The organism is Paenibacillus sp. SSG-1 (assembly GCF_002224835.1).
Lineage (GTDB): Bacteria > Bacillota > Bacilli > Paenibacillales > Paenibacillaceae > Paenibacillus_AQ > Paenibacillus_AQ favisporus.
Map to the genome: position 1 here is coordinate 7403990 of NZ_MBRK01000001.1, position 18505 is coordinate 7422494.

At 45.9% G+C, this 18505-nt stretch carries 22 protein-coding genes and 2 pseudogenes; 20 read left to right on the forward strand and 4 right to left on the reverse strand.

Annotated elements, in window-relative coordinates:
• Window positions 1-53: 53 nt before the first annotated feature.
• Window positions 54-164 (reverse strand): putative holin-like toxin, encoded by a 111-nt coding sequence (locus tag BCV73_RS35305; protein ID WP_197070091.1) that lies wholly within the window; start codon window positions 162-164, stop codon window positions 54-56.
• Between the two features lie 152 nt (window positions 165-316).
• Between BCV73_RS35305 and BCV73_RS33990 the strand changes: the two genes are divergently transcribed.
• From BCV73_RS33990 to BCV73_RS34015, 6 genes are all read left to right on the forward strand, one after another.
• Window positions 317-742 carry a prepilin peptidase gene (locus BCV73_RS33990; protein ID WP_089550011.1) on the forward strand — a complete coding sequence of 142 codons (426 nt, stop codon included), beginning with the start codon at window positions 317-319 and terminating at the stop codon, window positions 740-742.
• A gap of 207 nt (window positions 743-949) precedes the next feature.
• Window positions 950-1312, forward strand: coding sequence for a hypothetical protein (locus BCV73_RS33995; RefSeq protein ID WP_036645504.1), 363 nt, complete (start codon window positions 950-952; stop codon window positions 1310-1312).
• Entirely contained in the window at window positions 1309-2556 is a 1248-nt protein-coding gene (locus BCV73_RS34000; protein WP_009225509.1) for an FtsZ/tubulin family protein, read from the forward strand. The genes BCV73_RS33995 and BCV73_RS34000 overlap by 4 nt, the downstream gene beginning before the upstream one ends.
• A gap of 97 nt (window positions 2557-2653) precedes the next feature.
• Entirely contained in the window at window positions 2654-3295 is a 642-nt protein-coding gene (locus BCV73_RS34005; protein ID WP_009225508.1) for a hypothetical protein, read from the forward strand.
• A gap of 241 nt (window positions 3296-3536) precedes the next feature.
• Window positions 3537-4550, forward strand: a complete 1014-nt coding sequence (locus BCV73_RS34010) for a replication-relaxation family protein (protein WP_009225507.1) — start codon at window positions 3537-3539, stop codon at window positions 4548-4550.
• Between the two features lie 39 nt (window positions 4551-4589).
• Window positions 4590-5078: a hypothetical protein gene (locus BCV73_RS34015; protein ID WP_036645502.1), complete on the forward strand. Its 489-nt coding sequence runs from the start codon at window positions 4590-4592 to the stop codon at window positions 5076-5078.
• Window positions 5079-5139: 61 nt separating this feature from the next.
• Here the strand turns inward: BCV73_RS34015 and BCV73_RS34020 are convergent, their stop codons facing one another.
• Entirely contained in the window at window positions 5140-6192 is a 1053-nt protein-coding gene (locus BCV73_RS34020; protein ID WP_256993095.1) for an RNA-guided endonuclease InsQ/TnpB family protein, read from the reverse strand.
• An 87-nt stretch (window positions 6193-6279) separates the two neighbouring features.
• On the opposite strand from BCV73_RS34020, the gene BCV73_RS34025 reads away from it, so the two are divergent.
• From BCV73_RS34025 to BCV73_RS35315, 14 genes and pseudogenes are all read left to right on the forward strand, one after another.
• On the forward strand, window positions 6280-7779 hold the full coding sequence (locus tag BCV73_RS34025; protein WP_143811923.1) for a type IV secretory system conjugative DNA transfer family protein: 1500 nt from the start codon (window positions 6280-6282) through the stop codon (window positions 7777-7779).
• A gap of 68 nt (window positions 7780-7847) precedes the next feature.
• Window positions 7848-8666: a S1 RNA-binding domain-containing protein gene (locus tag BCV73_RS34030; protein WP_232282309.1), complete on the forward strand. Its 819-nt coding sequence runs from the start codon at window positions 7848-7850 to the stop codon at window positions 8664-8666.
• 52 nt (window positions 8667-8718) lie between these two features.
• Window positions 8719-9390 (forward strand): hypothetical protein, encoded by a 672-nt coding sequence (locus tag BCV73_RS34035; RefSeq protein ID WP_009225503.1) that lies wholly within the window; start codon window positions 8719-8721, stop codon window positions 9388-9390.
• Window positions 9391-9497: 107 nt separating this feature from the next.
• A complete protein-coding gene (gene recA, locus BCV73_RS34040) occupies window positions 9498-10538 on the forward strand; it encodes a recombinase RecA (RefSeq protein ID WP_009225502.1) in 1041 nt (346 codons plus the stop codon).
• A 358-nt stretch (window positions 10539-10896) separates the two neighbouring features.
• Window positions 10897-11211, forward strand: coding sequence for a hypothetical protein (locus BCV73_RS34045; RefSeq protein ID WP_036715201.1), 315 nt, complete (start codon window positions 10897-10899; stop codon window positions 11209-11211).
• Window positions 11212-11323: 112 nt separating this feature from the next.
• Window positions 11324-12235, forward strand: a complete 912-nt coding sequence (locus BCV73_RS34050; protein ID WP_089550012.1) for a hypothetical protein — start codon at window positions 11324-11326, stop codon at window positions 12233-12235.
• Entirely contained in the window at window positions 12232-12558 is a 327-nt protein-coding gene (locus BCV73_RS34055) for a hypothetical protein (protein WP_020816499.1), read from the forward strand. The genes BCV73_RS34050 and BCV73_RS34055 overlap by 4 nt, the downstream gene beginning before the upstream one ends.
• A 187-nt stretch (window positions 12559-12745) precedes the next feature.
• On the forward strand, window positions 12746-13228 hold the full coding sequence (locus tag BCV73_RS34060) for a hypothetical protein (protein WP_256993096.1): 483 nt from the start codon (window positions 12746-12748) through the stop codon (window positions 13226-13228).
• Window positions 13225-13653 (forward strand): single-stranded DNA-binding protein, encoded by a 429-nt coding sequence (gene ssb, locus BCV73_RS34065; protein ID WP_089550014.1) that lies wholly within the window; start codon window positions 13225-13227, stop codon window positions 13651-13653. The genes BCV73_RS34060 and ssb overlap by 4 nt, the downstream gene beginning before the upstream one ends.
• Window positions 13653-14333 (forward strand): PD-(D/E)XK nuclease family protein, encoded by a 681-nt coding sequence (locus BCV73_RS34070; protein WP_089550015.1) that lies wholly within the window; start codon window positions 13653-13655, stop codon window positions 14331-14333. The genes ssb and BCV73_RS34070 overlap by 1 nt, the downstream gene beginning before the upstream one ends.
• 18 nt (window positions 14334-14351) lie before the next feature.
• On the forward strand, window positions 14352-15233 hold the full coding sequence (locus tag BCV73_RS34075) for a hypothetical protein (protein WP_089550016.1): 882 nt from the start codon (window positions 14352-14354) through the stop codon (window positions 15231-15233).
• A 74-nt stretch (window positions 15234-15307) separates the two neighbouring features.
• The gene (locus tag BCV73_RS35310) at window positions 15308-15460 is read left to right on the forward strand and encodes a hypothetical protein (protein ID WP_009225497.1); all 153 of its coding nucleotides are present in this window, start codon (window positions 15308-15310) and stop codon (window positions 15458-15460) included.
• A 64-nt stretch (window positions 15461-15524) separates the two neighbouring features.
• Window positions 15525-15578 (forward strand): annotated as a pseudogene (locus BCV73_RS36250) (hypothetical protein); the annotation flags it as partial.
• Between the two features lie 82 nt (window positions 15579-15660).
• The gene (locus BCV73_RS35315; RefSeq protein ID WP_256993195.1) at window positions 15661-16104 is read left to right on the forward strand and encodes an MFS transporter; all 444 of its coding nucleotides are present in this window, start codon (window positions 15661-15663) and stop codon (window positions 16102-16104) included.
• Window positions 16105-16159: 55 nt separating this feature from the next.
• Here the strand turns inward: BCV73_RS35315 and BCV73_RS34090 are convergent.
• Window positions 16160-17645, reverse strand: a pseudogene (locus BCV73_RS34090) (UxaA family hydrolase).
• The gene (locus tag BCV73_RS34095) at window positions 17633-18481 is read right to left on the reverse strand and encodes a mannitol dehydrogenase family protein (protein ID WP_313955168.1); all 849 of its coding nucleotides are present in this window, start codon (window positions 18479-18481) and stop codon (window positions 17633-17635) included. The pseudogene BCV73_RS34090 and the gene BCV73_RS34095 overlap by 13 nt, the downstream one beginning before the upstream one ends.
• Window positions 18482-18505 lie beyond the last annotated feature (24 nt).

The following is an 18505-nucleotide window of genomic DNA, read 5'->3' on the forward strand; positions in this document are numbered from 1 at the left end:
AAGATAATGCTTATTAAGGAATAAGACCGAAACCTTTTCTCAGGAGGGGCGGTCTATTTCTTTTGGTTAAGGATCGCTAAAACAATTGTAACTACCAGCGTCAGTAGCGCGATAATTAGCGAACTGAAACCGATCATAATTGTTAAAGCGTCTTTAACTTCCATGGCATCACCTCCCTTCCGAGAGGTTAGCCGACCGCCCATATAGCCTTTCTGTTGCAGTTTTAATTATATCATAGACGACCTCAAGCAGTCTCTTCGGAGGCTGCTTTTTCTATTAGTAGAGGGTTAGGTAGTAGAGGGTTAGGAGGAAGAACATGAACAATTTACTGGAGTCGATTCCGCTGATAATTCTGTTAGGGGTAGCCACGTATACAGATTTGCAGTATAGAATCATACCTGATTGGTTGAGTGGTATAGGGATTGGATATTTCCTTATATTTCGGCTATTCCATAATGAACAACCTTTTTATTATTTGCTAGGTGTTTTAATTGGAGCAGGCTTGCTTTATGTATTTGCTGTCTTAAAACCTGATTCATTTGGTGGTGGAGATATTAAGCTAATGGCAGTGGTAGGTATGGCTCTTGGCTGGCGGCAAGCAATGTTATTTTTGATTATTATGCTCACGTTTGCTTGGTTATTTGCTATAGCTTTCAAATGGGCTAGGGATGGAAGAAAAAAACTTCCATTAGCACCGTTCTATTTAACGGCATATTTTCTATTTATAATTGGAGGAATATGAGTTATTGAAAAAAATAGAAGAACTTTGGATGTATTTTTTAGTAGATGAAAATGATCGTGTAGTAGAGCAAACCATGCGCAAAATGTTAGAAGAGCAACGTAGAAGATTGATAAGAAGATGAACAAATACCGTTCAATAGCCTCTACCCTCAATTGGGTAGGGGCTTTTTTTGTTTTGCTAAAGGTTGAAGGGAGGTAGACGATCTTGATGAGCAGAGAAGCCATTTTGGATGCGCTACTATCGGCTACTGCTGAGAACGAAAATATGATGTGGATGTTGGCAGCACTTAGAATGGCAGAACGACCTGTACAGAAGGAGCAGCTAAGGGATGTAACCAACGCCTTGTACAAAAAGATACATCCTGATGTAGAGCAGGAGAAGTTGCCGATTAGATCAAGGCATTTGCTGGATGAAGCGGCAGCGATGTTAGAAGGAGCATCGCTGGTTCAGGTAGCTGAAGTAGCAAAATCCAAGCGATACACATTATCCCCATTAGGGGAAGAACTACTCAACTATAGGCAATATAAGCTGATGCAAGAACGAATCAAACGAAAGGGAGCGGAGCAATGAATATCAGTTTGAAGTATGGTTTTCTGGGGTTAGGGATGGGAGGAACTTCAATTGCTCATGCATGTGCTGGGATGCGGTTATCTGCCAAAAGTGAGCAGCGTCCTTATACGGCCTTATTGATTAACAGTAATGAGATGGATCTTCTCAAACTGCCAGATTATCCGAATATTAAGAAAATCAAGCTTCCAGGATTTGAACGTGGGGTAGGTCGGGATATTCAGCTTGGGCAGGAAGCATTCAATGTTCACAAGGAAATTATTGCAAAGACACTGCAGAGCTACTTTAATGACCGGGATTACATTTTCATCTGCTGTGGTTTAGGCGGTGGTACAGGAACAGGTGCGGTTATTGAAGCTGTTCGTCTGCTTCATGGAAAGGGCTTTGCAGGGCGATTTGGTTTGTTGCTTACGTTGCCACGTCGAGACGAAGGTCGGAAGGTTCTAGACAATGCCTTGCAACGTCTGCAAGTGATTAAGCGGGCGATGCAAGGCTTAGGAGCGATTGTTGTAGTGGACAATGAAAAGCTGTTCCAAACTGGCTTGAATAAAAATCAGAGTGTGGAGGATTTCATGAAATCATGTAATCGCCATGTGGCACGGCTGCTCCACGATCTGAACACAGTCACAGCCAGCTACAAGCCATATGGTAGCTATCACTTTGATGCTTCGGAATGGTTGAACATGCTTAAGACAGGTGGCTGCTTACACATTGGTAAGTGCGTTCTTTCCGCTCAGGCTGTTGACCTGGCTTCTCCAGTAACCTATATGGAAGCGATCAAGCAGAGTGTGCTAAACGGGGAGTTGTCAGCCGGTTACGATCTTCAAGACGCAACAAGCAGCGCAGTTAGTATTGTAGCCGATAGTTCTACGGCAAGGCGCTTGTTCACTCATGCTTTTGTGGAGCAGATTCAATCATTCCTGCACGAGAGTACCCCGATTTTGGATGAGAACCCTGTGGCTACCTATGTTGGAGATCAGCCTGGGCAAGTAACAGTGTATAGTGTGTTTGCAGGGTTAAATTTTCCCGACAGCGTGAAAACATTGACGGAAGAGCTGGCCGAACTGGAGCGCAGAGCGGAAGAACGAAGCCAGAAGACAGATACCATTGCAGAGGCGCTAGCACGAGTCAAGCCTAGGGATAAGAAGGCAGCTGTCGATCTGGAGGCGTTGCTTGAAGATGATCCTGCACCAAAAACAGCCCAAGAGAAATCTGATCCCTTTGATTTTCTAAACAGTCTGAAGTGATACGCTTCAGATAAGCCTTTGTACAGCGGATAATGCGGCAGATAAAAGTGACAAGTGATGCACATATAAATTAAAACCAAAATGGAGAGTGAATCAGATGTCGTTTTGGGAGCAGCGTACTCGAAAAAGAACTGAAGAGTTGGAGGAGATGTACAAACAGGCAGTAGAGCTTTCTTTCAAATTAGGAACGGCTTTATCAGAATGGAGGACGATGCTGCCAGAAAGTACCTCTCCTGATCCGAAGGCGTATCCACCATGTATCTATAGAACGTACATGCTGGGAGATAATCCAGTTTATCAATTCTCGTATCAAGGGATGTTGCCTCTTTATCTGAGAGACAAGCATTACGGCAATCAAATTAAGGACTACTACACTCAAGCTACTATTCAGGCCACAATGGAAGCAGTAGCGGCTTCCCAAACAGAAACTCCTGTTCTGAGTTCGGCCTTTATTTATATCTGTCATTTTTTTGAGGATTTATTGATCCGTGATCTGGACAATCGTAACCGTAGCGCAATAATAAACGCGATTCGATATGCTGGATTGATCAAAGATGATTCGTGGAAGGAAGTGGAAATTATGGAATCTGGATTCTTGGATGTTAATCGTAAAAACCATGTTCAAGTCTTTGTTACACCTTCCCAAAATGCTTTGAAAATGATTGAAAATATTCGTAAAAAGTACCGGGCCGGCCATGATTTTTCGGGTATGTTTGAACCCGATAAACACCCCCTATGAGTTGAACCCGTTATTTTCGGAAAGAACTTTTTAAAAATACGTGCTGGATATTGGATTGTACCCGAAACGAAATTAAGGCTAGAGCGGAAAGGTGGGAAGAGGCTACCGCGAAACGCAGTTGAGCGATAGACTCTGACCACCCCGTCCTACGCCCCCCGTCCATTAACCCATAAACCGTCCCTGACAAGACGATGTATCTTAGAATGCGGGGCAGTAAATTTCCAGCAGAAAGGAGGTAAACATGCCAAGACAACGTGAATGGACAGACCGGGACCTGAGTATATTGCAGGAACTGTATATACTACGGGAAATGACGAAGAAGCAAATTACGATGAAGCATTTTGCCAGTGAGAAGTACGCACATAAACGGTTATATATCATGAAGAAGGAAGGACTCATAACTACGAATGTGTTTGGTAAGAGAACCGCAGGTCGAACAGTCACGGCGGCTTATGTTCGATTAACCGAAGCAGGGATGGACTTGTTAATTGAACGTGGCTTATTGGACGGCAAGAACTATCGTGCACGGGATTTGGGGCTGTCAATTCAACAGCGGCAGTACATTACGGATGCGAACGAGCTATTCGTGCAGATCCCCGAAGTGCCGTATATGGACTCTCGCCAGATCAAACGCAAATACAATCTCAACCGTGGTAATCTAACGGTCGGTGGATTCAGAAGTGACAAAGGGGATTATATGATCTACATCCTGATGCCCGATGCCAAGGAACAAACGCTAGTGAAGATCATCAACGAGATCAAGAAGCACATGAAACTACGAGGATTTCTGGTGTATTACAAGAGCCAGTCCGTTAAACGCACTTTTGAAACCATGAGTGAGAAGATGAACTTGGTAACAGGCGGTATCCCGGTTCACTTGCTGCCGTTTAATGAGTTAGGGATTCAAATCACAAGGGAATACATCCTGACAAACACGTTTTTGAAGCTACAGAAAGTACTTAAACCGTATGGAGAACTGAAAGAAGTGGGAAATTCCAGCAAATACGGATTTGAATACGGTCTGGTGCAAAAAGAACGGATGGGACCGTGGAAAGACCCCTATGTCATCGAACTCCTAACGATGAACATGATGACTTTGAAACGATGTTTAACCAACTACTCCATAGGAGTAAGCCAGACAGTAGGACGAAGAGTCCTCCTTTTTTGTTATGAGGATGAAGTTGAACACTACAAGCAGGAGTTATCAACCGCAGCACATGTGGATATTGTGGGTATTTCAAAGAATTCCCTTTGAATTCATTTGAACGAAGATTTGAAAGGAAACTTATATGCCATGATCAGATTCGTAAGCTTATTGCTCACTCTTGGCGGGTGGGCTTATTTGTATTGGCGCTTACCGGGTTGGCCGTTATTTATTCCTTGGTCACTTAGCATCGTCGGTTTAATCATCTATTTATACGGCTGGGTGTTAGAACGGGAGAATAAGCTAATTTACTTCTTCACCAGCCTGCTTTGGATTGGGATAGCGTTGTGTCTCAGACTGAAAGAGGAGATTATAGCGACTCTATCCTTTCCGTTTTCGATAACAGGAACGGTGCACACAGCCTTTATAGCAGCACTCATTTTGTCCTCGTTCCTTACATTTACCAATTACAGACTCGAACACAATTTGAAAAACCGTCGAGGCAATGTGAACAAGCAACAACTTGTTCATGTCAAACCTACGGCGGCTGATCGTTGGAAAAGGTTTAAACGTCTATTTATTTCCTCCAAGACAGAGATTCGGCTGAATTTGGGTGAAGAAATACCTATGAAGGATTGAGGTCATAAACCACACGGCTAAAGCCGTGAGCTTGCAGCTAGAATAAATCTGCCGCGTTTGGCTATATGACAGTAGCCCTGCTCGCAATGATACGAGCAGCCACATTGTCGGCTGGAGCAGCGTACCCACAGCATTGACAATGGAATGTATCTCTGGTCGCTCGGTTCTTTTTGTCGATCAGTCCGCATTCCGGACATGTTCGGGATGTGTTGCGCGGATCAACCAAAACCACTGGTACACCAGCCAGTCTAGCCTTGTACTCGATAAACTGGCGAAGCTGATAGAACGCCCAAGAAGAATGTTTCGCACGCTGAGCCTTTTTAACCGTCTTCTCCGTCCGTTCCCGAATACCTTTGAGGTCTTCGAGAGCAATCATAGACCGAGTGCCTTTGGCTTTCTCAACAATCTTCTTGGAAATGCAGTGGTTTATATCGCGTACAAAACGCTGTTCTTTGCGGCGACGCTTTTTAAGCAAGCGTTTAGCAGATTTGGTGCCTTTCGCTTGCAATTTCTTTCGCAAACGACGATGACGAGCGCGAATGCTGTTAACCTTTGAACCAGAAAATACTTCGCTCGTGGAATCAACAGCGATATTCGCAATACCAAGGTCAACGCCAATTACGCCTTCTGGCTCAAACGGTGTTCCGTCCGGCAAATCAACCACAAGGAGGAGATAAAATGATCCGTCTTGTAAAATCAAGTCGGCTTGCCCGCGAACCCTGCGGCCCTGCAATACGCCTTTGTGGTAGGCGCTAATAATCATAGGGACGTCAATGCGTCCTTCAAGTGTAAGTATAGATGCGTACTCCAGCCCTTTGAAGGACAGAATACGCTGGTCATACACGACGGCCCCAAATTCGCGGAAGGCATGGACGGACTTGCGTTCAGTTTTGTAACTTTCTGCAACCTTTCCGATAGAGCGGACAACCAACTGCGCCGACAGACCGAAGCGCTCGCGGACGTCGTAATAACAAAGCTTTTGGATACCAATTTTACCGAACGTTTTGGATTCAAAAGAAACTTTGCTGATGTAGTTACACGCTTCATTGAATCGTTTCATGGTGTCCAATAACTTTCGATGTTGTTCACTATCCGTCAACAGTTTGATCTTCATCGTGCAAAGCAAGGAAATCACCCCCCTTTGCAATCTATTATACCACAATTATTGAATAAATTAATCAATAGAAAGGAAGGTGAGAGCATGATTCAATGGGGAGGCAGTGATATGTTCACGCATATGCTTGTTGTTGGCCCTACCCGCTGTGGAAAGACAGCCACTTTACTCAAGCCAATGATTTATCAGTTGCTGCTTCTGAAGAAGAAGGGGGTTCCACTAGGACTTTCTGTTGTGGAGCCTAAAGGTGATGTTGCGGCAATGGTGGCAGAAATGTGTGATGCAATGGATATGCCCTGTGTCCATGTTGATCCCACCATAACTCATAGCGCGAGGTTTCCTGTGATGAAAGGAGATGAGGACGACGTAGCTGAAGCTACGGTAACCGTCTTAAAGTCGATGTTCGGGAAACAGGAAGCATTCTTCGCTACGGTTCAGGAGCTTGCCGGACGCAATATCACCAAGCTTTTAAAACGTCTTTACTTGGATGATGTTAACCTGGGCGATGTACTCCGAACGATGCGAGATCAACGAATGCTGGAGGATAAGGTACAGGAACTTCGTTTTAAAGAGGGTGAATCCGATCTGGTTCAGTTTTTCCAATCGGAACTGCTTGGGGCACAGAAGGAAAAATATCAGCAGTTTGTTATCGGGCTTCGCGCCCAGCTTGAGAACTTAACGTCTAACCGGCATTTGGAGCCAATCTTGACCGGACAATCCGATTTCGACATGGACAAGCATTTTGCTTCTGGCGGTGTATTAGCTGTAAATACGGCCATGGGTAAATTGCGGAAAGCCGGGGATGCCTTTGGTCAGTTCGTCGTGATGCATTTGCAGAGCGGAACATTCCGCAGGCCGGGCACAGAGCGCACGCGCATCCCTCATTTTATGATCGTGGATGAGTATTCCAGATATATTAATCCCGATGTGGAGTTGTTCTTATCCATTGCAGCGGAGTATCGAACAGCCGGAATATTTGCTATCCAGTCTTTGGGGCAGCTAGAAGTTGAATCTGGCAAGATCAACGCGAAGGCCATGAAGCAATCCATTATGACGAGTTGCCGTAACAAAATCGCTTTTGGCGGGCTATCTTATCAAGATGCTGTTGAATTTAGCCGGGAGTTCGGCAAAAAGCAGATCATCAGCAGACAAAGCACGTTTAAACAGCAATTGTTATTGCCTAATCTATTGCCGGAAAACTATCGTGATACGGAAATAGAAGAGGATCGCATTTTCTATACGCAAATGATGGACGGTTTGCCAAAGTTTCATTACGTGGCGAAGCTGCTGGACGATGGCACACCTTTACCGCCGAAAATAGGCAAAGGTTCATTTATTCCGAGGGACTGGAAAGAACGGCGGGAATGGGAAGTAAAGCGGCAGTGGTGGAAAGGATTTAGTATCGTAATCAAGGGCAAAGGCGCTAAGGCTGTACAGGAAAATTTGGCACTAGATGAGCAGCCTGATGTAGAAACGACTACATCCCGCTTGAAATTTATATCTGAACCTATCGAAAACGAGCCGATTGTAGACGAAGGTGATTTAGATACCGTAACGACAGAAAGAGAAGAAGATCCATTTGAGTAAGTCCCTCAGCGCAAATACGTTGAGGTTTTTTCATATATCAAAAAAACAAATTTCTGGAGGTAATGAACATGAGTGAAGAGTTGAAAAGAGTTTTGATCGAAGGTTATAACGAGGACAAGTTGGAACAAAGCAGCTATGATGAAGGCTGGGCGCAGATTTATAGTGCAAGACAGAATGATCTAGTCTTGCAAGCTGAATTAATTGGCCTTGAACCAAAGCTGAACAAGCTGTGTGGCGTGGTTTTGGTTGGTGGGGTAAGAGGCTATATTCCTCAAGAATTCTCTGGTACAAAGGATGCCCATGAATTTCGGCGGTTACTTGGAGAACCCGTTGCCTTTAAGATCTTGAGCTATGATCGTGAAGGAGATACCTTCATCGCATCCCGTCAAGCAGCCCTGGAACATATGGAAGGTTTGACGTGGAAATGGCTGGAGCAAGATGCGGTAATCACAGCGGTAGTTCGTAATGTTACGCCCAAGGTATTGATGCTAGATATTGGCGGTATTACAACGGAGTTGCCGGTTCAGGAATATGGTTATGGATGGGTAGATGATCTTCGTGAAGAAATAAGTGCTGGGGATCACCTCAAAGTAAAGGTGGTAGAACTGGATAAAGAAAATAAAATCGTGAAGGTTAGCAAGAAGGCAACAGAGAAAAGTCCATGGCCGGATTGCGCAAAACGTTATGTATCCAAAGGAACATACAAAGGTAAGGTCTCCGGTGTAATGGAATATGGCATCTTTGTTAATCTTGAGCGCGGAGTCGATGCTCTGGTTCCGCATATCCGGTTCGGAAAAGTGAAGCGGGGCGACACGGTTTATATTCGGGTCCGCGGAGTTGACCCTAAGCAAGAACGGATTTATGGGCGGATTATTCCCAAAAAGTGAAAGGGGCGATTCTCGCCTCTTTCCTTACTTCAGTTTTAGAAAGGAGCTTTGTATGAAAACATCACCCTTCTCTATTACGCATGAATGGACGTTTAAACCTGCTTCATTTCCGGAAGAGCTTGAACCGGGATATGCTCCATTACGAGCGGCTACCGAAGCAGATGGACTCAGATCGCTTGGTTTGATCGGCTGTATGGGAAGTGTTCAGATGGGGCGTCTATTCCAGTGGAAACGACATCAAGTCCGGCGCATGTTAGCTGAGAAGAAGCTGATTCAGCACCTACTTCTCAAGAACAAGAACACGATACCCGTCTATACGATTGGCCCGCGAGCTGCGCAATTACTCAACTTGGAATGGTCACATGAGTTCTGGAGAACATGGACAATGGAACAGATTTTGTCCCATTTAGTGTTTTTTCAGTTTTGCTGTGCCATGCGGGATAAACAAAAAGCGTTTCAAATTCATGCCGCTCCTTATCCCTTTACGGGGAGAGTTGAGATTGGATCTGAATCCAGAAATGTATTGGTGATCCGTGGTGATACCAGTCACTTGCATGCATCATTACGGCACTCGTCGTATCCCATTATCGCAATATCAGAATCTCTTGAAGCAGTTATGCCGTTGAATGAACTTTTGAAGGAAGCGAAGTTACTACTGGACGCTGACCTGAAACAAGAATATCGTTTCTACAGGCAGATCAAGGGAGAATGGGTAATTAAGTAAATGTCTTGGGAAAAATCTCCTTTCCTATTGAAATACGAACATATGTGTGGTAAATTGTTCCTATAAAAAGGAACATACATTCGTATTATAGGGAGGAGTTTTGGACTATGGACAACCAAGAAAACAGACAAGCGGCACTAGAAAAGGCTTTGAAGGAAATTGAGAAGTCTTATGGGAAAGGGGCTGTCATGAAATTAGGGGAGGCAGCTCATGTCCAAGTTGAAACCGTTTCGAGCGGCAATCTTGCTCTTGATATAGCTTTAGGTGTAGGAGGTTTTCCAAGAGGACGAATTATTGAGGTTTATGGTCCAGAATCCTCCGGTAAAACAACAGTGGCACTACACGCGATTGCTGAAGTACAGAAGTTAGGAGGACAAGCTGCTTTCATTGACGCCGAACATGCACTTGATCCACTTTACGCGAAGAATATAGGCGTTAACATTGATGAATTACTGTTGTCCCAGCCCGATACCGGTGAACAGGCGCTTGAAATTGCAGATGCGCTGGTGAGAACAGGAGCGGTAGATATTATCGTAATTGACTCTGTAGCGGCCCTTGTTCCTAAAGCAGAGATCGAGGGAGAGATGGGGGATTCTCATGTAGGACTTCAAGCCCGACTCATGTCTCAAGCGATGCGAAAATTATCCGGTTCGCTTAGCAAATCCAAGACGATAGCTATCTTTATTAATCAACTCCGGGAGAAAGTCGGTGTATCGTTTGGAAGTCCGGAAGTAACTCCTGGGGGCCGTGCATTGAAATTCTATTCATCGGTTCGTCTTGATGTACGTCGTATGGAGACGATCAAATTAGGTAATGAGATGGTGGGAAGCCGGACACGTATTAAGGTCGTTAAGAATAAGGTTGCACCACCGTTTAAGCAGGTTGAGGTTGATATGATGTATGGTGAAGGCATTTCGAAAGAAGCAACCCTTCTTGATCTCGGAGTTGAACTGAATGTAGTTGAAAAATCAGGTTCGTGGTTTTCTTATGCCGGTGATCGTTTAGGGCAAGGCAGGGAGAATGCCAAGCAGTTCTTAAAGGAACATCCGGAGGTAGCTTTCAAAATCGACAGTGAGATCCGCGGATCTGAGGTAGAGCTGAAACCGGTACTGGAAGAAGCGGAAGATCGGGAATTTGCAGCCGGATAAAATGAGAACGTATGATTGCACTTTTATAATCACAATGCTATAATATTCCTGTAATTATCTTTACCTCTACACTCCCGTTTGCCGGAGACAAGAGTTGCCTGTATAGGCGATAAGTGCTGTACCTCCCCTACAAAGCTTTATAGCTGAGGATTAAAGTAGGATAAAGTCATTACCCCCCGAAATCTCCTGTGCTGAGAACAAGGGAAGAAGAGTACCGAAAGGCTCTGATAAAGGTTAAACCGCACCCGCATGTGTAATTTAAAGTATTGATAATGAATTAAAGCCGATTTTTGCATGGATTCGTCCGTGCAGAAATCGGCTTTTTTATTTTCAAAAAAAATGAAAGGGTGATCGAAGCATGTTTAAACACTGGTTCAAAAAGGACAAACGTCAAGATTCATCAGTTTCACATTATAACCCGGTTCTTCCCAATGAGAGTGAGTGGACTAAGCTCAAGCTAATGTGGGAGAAATCCAGAAATAAGCATAGCCCTTTAGAGCAAAGTCTTATTCAGGAAGAAGCAGAAGCTTTTGAACGAGTAAGGGGGATGCTTGAGGAGGCTCTTTCGCTATTGGATGATGCCTGCATTGAATCAGAAGGAATGCTCAAGGTGAGGCTTCGACAAATCTGGACTGATCTGGATGAGCTTGTGAAGACCTATACGCTTGAATAATAAAAATGTGAATGAACGTTATTTCTCTCAAAGAGAAAGGACGTTTTTTTATTTTACCTTTCTGTGCGGGTATAAATAGCACAGACGTCAAATGACGGGTGGAGGTTAAAAAATGGACTTGTCGATTATGGAAAAGGTAGTAGTTCAAGGTGATCTTTCTTCATTGAAACCCGAGGAACGTTTGATCTACTACACGAAAGTTTGTGAGAGCCTTGGACTTAACCCCCTCACCAAGCCGTTTGATTATCTGAAACTGGATGGAAAGTTAGTGCTTTATGCTAAGCGCGATGCTACGGATCAGCTTCGTAAAATTCACAAAATCAGTATCACAATAACCAGCCGTGAACGCATTGGTGATGTTTACTGTGTGACAGCTCGTGGAACGACTCAAGACGGTCGTGCTGATGAATCCATAGGTGCTGTTTCCTTAATGAAAGAGGAGAAGATCTGGGACGAGATGCGTAGATGCAAAGTCCCTACAGGAAAGATTCTCCCGTTGACAGCAGATGAACTTGCCAATGCCATTATGAAAGCCGAAACAAAAGCGAAGCGTCGGGTAACGCTGTCACTATCCGGCCTTGGAATGATGGACGAAAGTGAGATTGAAACCATTGAAGGTGCAGAACGGATTGAAGTGGGTGAGCTTGCTCAAACGAATAATCAAGTTCCGAAAAAGTTGTCTTCTGATAGCACTGCATCCAGTTCTGATCCTAAGACTACTGAAAGTAAAGGTAAGAAAAACAATTCGGGTGGAAAGCCTTCAAACTCGAATCCAAAGAACTCGGGAGAAGTATACAAGATGCTGGATATGGCAACAGGAACCTCTCCGGGCGGAGTAACATTCGCCAAGTTGAAAGTAGTCAATGTAGGGACGGGTGAAGAATCCATTGTGCTTGCCAATACAGCTGAAACGCTTGATCAGGTCAATGCGATTTCAAATAACATGCAATTTAAACTTGATTTTGAAATGAGCAATGGATTCAAAATTGTGAAATCGATTCAGTTAGTGGGTGAAGCTGCATGAGTCTGACAACCTTTACGGATGGGAAGGCACTAATCTGTGCGTTCCCATCCAGTAAGCAAAATGGCGTGTATCTCGTGAAAGTGGAGCCTCATTACAACGATTTGATTATTACGCATGACTGCCCTGCATGTCATTTCGGACACAAGCAATGCAAGCATGTTCAAATGGCTGCGGAAGTTTACGAGCGTTGGCAGTGGTGGGAACCTAAAAAGCAGATTCACACGGTTACGCGCAAAATTGTTCTTTCGTCGGAGTGGGAGCAGATACAACTTCCTCCCAGCCAAGAAGAACAATTAAGGGCAGTGATCGACCATGCTTCCTGACATTCTGGACGTTGCAGACCAGAACGGACTCATTATTAAGCCTTCCTCACAATCGAGGGAGGAAGTTCTCTGTAAATGTCCATTTTGCCATGAGGATTCTAAACCGGGAAAAAAGCGAAGATACTACCTTTCTCTTAACACCAAAGACCAGGTGTTCAAATGCTGGTTTTGTGGGGAGAGTGGGGGAGTGCTTCGCTTTATTTCTCTTTTGGAGGGAGTTCCGGAAGAACAGGTGCGGCAGAGATATCGTAAGCGGAAAATTGTGCATCCAGCTGAACGACTCAGCCGAAATCAACGAAAGTTATTGAGGCAACACACAGGAGGCAAAGAGCCTAATTGGAAGCTGATGAGAGAAAGAGATTTTGCCTATTACATGCGTTCTATGGATCTTCTTTGGGAGCAGTGGAATGAGTTTCTGGAAACAGAACGGCAAGGTGCTTATCTCTGGCTGATCATCGGGATAAAGAACTTTAAATATCAAAAGTACATTGAGCGTATCCGACAACGCGAGAAAGAAATTGAAGCTCCCTTATTGGACGATGTGCTCCAAATTTATTCATGTTCAGTACGTCCTAAGTGGACGGAAGACGCGGAAAGATTTGTTTGCAATTTTAAATCTGTAAGTCCTGAGCCTGAAAGGGCAGGCATGAAGACGGAGGATAAAAAATGAGCTTGAACCAAGCAGTATTAATCGGAAGACTGACAAAGGACCCTGAGTTACGTTATACACCTTCTGGTGTAGCAGTGGCACAATTCACATTGGCTGTAGATCGTCCCTTTACGAATCAAAATGGAGAACGAGAAGCGGACTTCATTCCTATTGTGGTCTGGAAGGCAGTCGCTGAAAATGTAGCTAACTATGTGAAGAAAGGCCACCAGGTTGCAGTTACAGGACGAATTCAGGTTCGCAACTATGAGAACAATGAAGGGCGCCGTGTATATGTAACGGAGGTAGTTGGACAGTATGTTCAATTCCTTACTAACACATCTAACGGGACTTCTCAAACCGGCGATCGTCAAAATTCGACAAATAATCAAGGGACCAATTCAGCCGGAGATGGATGGAACATCTCTGATGAAGATTTGCCATTCTAATGCTGTACTCTTATTCCCGGCTCTCGCTTTATGAAACTTGCCCTTATCGATTTTACCAAAAGTACATTTTAGGTAAAAAAGAGCCAGTTACCAAACCACTAGCTCTTGGAAAAGCAGTTCATAAAGCGATTGAGCTAAAGATCAATGGAGTATCTGAGCATGAAGCCATTATAGAGGCAATTATTGAATCAGATTTTCATCCCGAAGTGACTTATGAAGAGATTGCTTCATTGGTGCAGCGTGCTCCGGAAGTCAGGGGACAAACGGAAGTTCATTTTGTACTTCCACTTGGAGATAGCATTCAATTTCAAGGCTACATTGATCTTCTGGAAGAAGAACGATTTTGGGATTGGAAATCGAATTGGCGACTGTACCGAGCAAATGATACAAGGCAGCTTGCATTGTATGCTTGGGCAATTATGAAAAGAAGAGGGCTTCGGCAAGTCATGGGGACATTGTATTTTCTACGCTTCAGGAAAGCAGAATCGTTTGTATATAACGAGTCTGACGCGAATGAAGCTAGAAAATGGGCGCATGGTTTGGCGGAAGAGATTGAAATGAAGAAGTCTTGTCTGGAATCATTCCCGGATATGGCTTCTTCTTTGTTTCCACCTACACCAGGCGGCCATTGTAAGCATTGTCCGTTTGTGATGGAGTGTTATCAAAAATCGAAAAATTAAGTTGAAAGGATGACATAAATGAGTCATTTTACAGTTGCGGTGATTACAGAGTCATTGGACAAAGTTGATGAATTGTTGGCTCCTTATCAAGAAAACAACATGGGAGATTGTCCGAAAGAGTACCTAGAATTTTATGATGTTGAAGAAGAGTACCGCAAGATTTATGAAAATGAGTCTTCAGTACGAATTCAATTAGAAGACGGGCGTATTGTATCGCCATATGATAAGGTATTCAGAAAAGTAACTCCAAGTGGCAGTGTAATCGGATATGAAGTACCTGATCACTTAAAACGAGTTCAAATTCGGCATACGGAAGTGTATCCTTCTTTTGATGATTTCATGGTCGAATACGGAGGATACACATCACGTGATGAAGAAACAGGAAAGTACGGTTACTGGGAGAATCCTAATGCTAAATGGGACTGGTATTCCATTGGTGGCAGATGGTCAGGTTCACTTTTGCTGAAGTCGGGAGAACGAGCGGATGCTGCTCAAATTAAGGATATCTTCTTTATTGAGCAAACCGATCATGAGGGCCTCACCGTAGAGGTTGAGGGGTATCAAGTACCAGCATCTCTTGCACCAAAATTCGAAATTATGGTGGCTGAGGCAACTAAAGCTTGGGAAGAAATGCTGGCTGGAAAAAGCCTTTACCGTCCGGAATATATCTTTGAAAGATACGGAGATAAGCAATCTTATATTCGTGAAATGTTGAGTTTTTCAACCTACGCGGTGATTACACCGGATGGAGAGTGGCATGCCAAAGGGGATATGGGATGGTTTGGTATGGGTTCTGAAACGCCAGAAGAAGCGCGCAATTTCAACAAGTCATACTATGAAACGTTTATTAAATCCTCTAATCCTAACCACTATCTGGTCGTAGTGGATTGCCACATTTAATTACTGATACATTGATGTTCTCCTTCCGTTTGGTTACAATGAGCTTAACAATACCGAGCGGAAGGAGGATCGTCATGAACAAGGAGGAAAAGTCAGTGGAGAACACGGGCAACGTTGCTAAGAAAAGTGCACCTATTCCGAAAGATGTCACTGTATTAGGACCAGGCTATGAGTGGTGGTTTGAAAATACTGAGGACGATGTTTATGACGAGAAGTATCGGGACTAGGTATTGTCGTGGAGATATTTGGGTGGCTAAGTTTTCGTACTATGAAGATCCAACTCAATATAAAATGAGACCTGTAATTATCATTTCAAACGATATGCTAAATGAATCGGACGATGTTATTATTTTAGCGCCGATCACCAGTGCGCGTCCTCGAAATGATTATGATGTTGTTATAGATTATTGGGAAGACGCTGGCTTGGATCGTCGCCTCCCCGTTATTTGGCAGTTTGTCGGACAAGCACGGCTCCTTGCCTCTGTTGACGGCCGGATTGTTGGCGATGTCCGGGACGTTAGTTGCTTTAGGTTTTCTTTCCTCCTCGTATCCGATGTTTCTATTAATTACATTGATTGTTTTGCTGGGTGTATCCATGGGGATGATCACTTCGCCCAATACGAGCCTGGTGATGGGCCGTGTGGATCCAAGCCACTTGGGGTTAATCAGCAGTTTACTCGCGTTGTCGCGGAATCTTGGCATGATGTTCGGCACTGCGGCAGGCGGCGCGTTCATAGCCGGCGCAGACGGTTATCGGATGGTTTTCGTCCTCTGTCTTGCGTTGGTGTTCGGTTCCTTAGTTCTCCTGCTTGTTACTGTTCGTCAAGCGCGGCACCGTCGTCGCCATGAGGAGACGGTATTGCCATCCTAAAAAAGCCATTGCCTGGACGTTAACGTCCAGGCAATGGCTTTTTGGCGTGATTCGCTTACAATGTGACTCCCGTTTTGAAAATAGCCAGCTCGCGGACCTCGTTCTGCTGTTCCGGGTGGGTTGACCGCTGGCTACCGCGATAACGTAATGGAAAAACTGCTCCAGCACTTCTTCTATCGCGTATCCAGCAAGACCCCGGCGTTGAAGTCCATCCAGTGCTGTTTCCGGGCGAACAGTTCGTTGTTCGTGGCGACCTTGACCGTGGGGACGAAGCTGCCAAACGGAGTCCCGCGGCCGGTTGTGAAAAGGACCAGCTGGCAGTCGGCGGCGGCCAGCGCAGAGGAGGCGACCAGGTCATTTCCTGGTGTTTGCAGCAGGCTAAGGCCTTTCTTGCGCAGCTTCTCGCCGTATTTCAGGACGTCGACCACCGGGGCGGTCCCGGCTTTTTGCGTGCAGCCCAGCGATTTGTCCTCCAGCGTACTAATGCCGCCGGCTTTATTGCCGGGCGAGGGATTTTCATAGACAGGCTCGCCGTAGAACAGGAAATATTGCTTAAAATCGTTGATGAGAACAACAATTTGCTCGAACACCTCTTGACTCTCCGCGCGGGCCATCAGCATCTTCTCGGCCCCAAACATCTCGGGAACTTCTGTTAGAATCGTAGAGCCGCCCTGCGAAATGAGAAAATCGGAAAAAGCGCCGAGCAGCGGGTTGGCCGTAATGCCGGAGAAACTGTCCGAGCCGCCACACTTAAGCCCAACGTTCATCTCGCTGAGCGGCACCGGCTCCCGGCGATCGTTGCGCGCCGCTTCAACCAGCTCTTCCAGCAGTGCCAGACCGGCTTCCAGCTCATCCTCGACCTCCTGAGCCACCAGAAATTTGACGCGTTGCTCATCGTAATGGCCCAGCCGCTCCCGGAACTCGGAAACGACGTTATTCTCGCAGCCTAGTCCAAATACGAGAACGCCGCCTGCATTGGGGTGAAGCACGGTATCAGCGAGAATGCTGCGCGTCATGAGATGGTCTTCCCCAAGCTGCGAGCAGCCATAGGGGTGACTCAGCACAGTAATGTTATCGAAGGGACCGAGATCCGGGTGCTCCGCTTTAAAAGCGCGGATCATTTGCTCCGCGATTCCGTTCACGCAGCCGACCGTGGGCACGATGTACAGATCGTTGCGTATGCCGGTTTTTCCATTGGCCCGCCGGTATCCTTGAAAGGTGAAGGAACGCTTCGGATAAATGACGGGGTGCAGGTTCGGTTGATACACGTATTGCTCCTCGCCGGCGAGGTTGGTTCTGATGTTATGCGTATGCACCCACTCGCCAGGAGCGATCGCGGTGACCACATGGCCAATTGAGTAGCCGTATTTTGTAACGGACGAACCGGCGGGGATGGCGGTGAGTGCGATTTTATGGCCTTGAGGAATGTCCTGCGCCGCACGAACAGACTCCTCGTTAAGCTGGAGTTCTTCACCGGCTGTAATTGGCTGTAATGCTACCCCTACATTGTCACGCGGGTTCATTTTCATTAATCGTCGCATAAGCTGCCGCCTCCCAACCATTGTAATGTCGCTCGGGCGCCAAAAGCGTCCAGCTTCCGCACATATTGCTCCAGGGTTCCCGCCAGTTCGGGAACGCTGGATAAATCCTGCCCCCACAGCTCCGTTTCCCGTAACAGGACCGGGATCACTTCAGCGGGCTGTGACCAAGCTTGATCAAAGAGGGCCAGCACCTCCGGGCTGTCCTTTCGCGCAAGCCGATCCCCCCGATAACCAACCAGCAAGGCGGCGAAGGCCAGCGTGATTGGCTTTGGCAGCTCGCCCCGTTCCCGCTGGTAGCGCAGGAGCACAGGCAGCAGCCGGGTTTGGAACTTGGCGATGCTGTTTAGTGAGATCGAAGCCAGCTCGTGGCGGATAAACGGGTTCATGAAGCGCTCACGTACAGCCTCGGCATAAGACAGCAGTCCGGCTCTAGGCAGATCAAGCATCGGAACGATCTCCTGCTCCAGCAGTTCCTTGACGAACACAGAGAGATCCTCGTCGTTCATCACATCTTCGACCGTTGTTAGCCCGGCAAGCAAGCCCGACGCGGCCATGGTCGTGTGGGGGCCGTTTAACAGATGAACCTTCTGCTTGTGGTACGGACGCAGGTCTTCAGTAAAGATGACGTTTAACCCCGCTTCGGTTAATGGCAGCCGTTCAGGCAGCCAGGCAGGGCCATCAATCACCCACAGCTGGTAAGGCTCGGCGGTTACCATCAAATGGTCTTGATGACCGAGCTCTTGCGCCAGTTGCTCTGCTTGCTGCTGCGGGTATCCGGGAACGATCCGGTCTACGAGGCTGCAGCAAAAGGTGTTCTCCTGTTCAAGCCATTGGATGAACCCATCTTGCTAGTTGCGGGT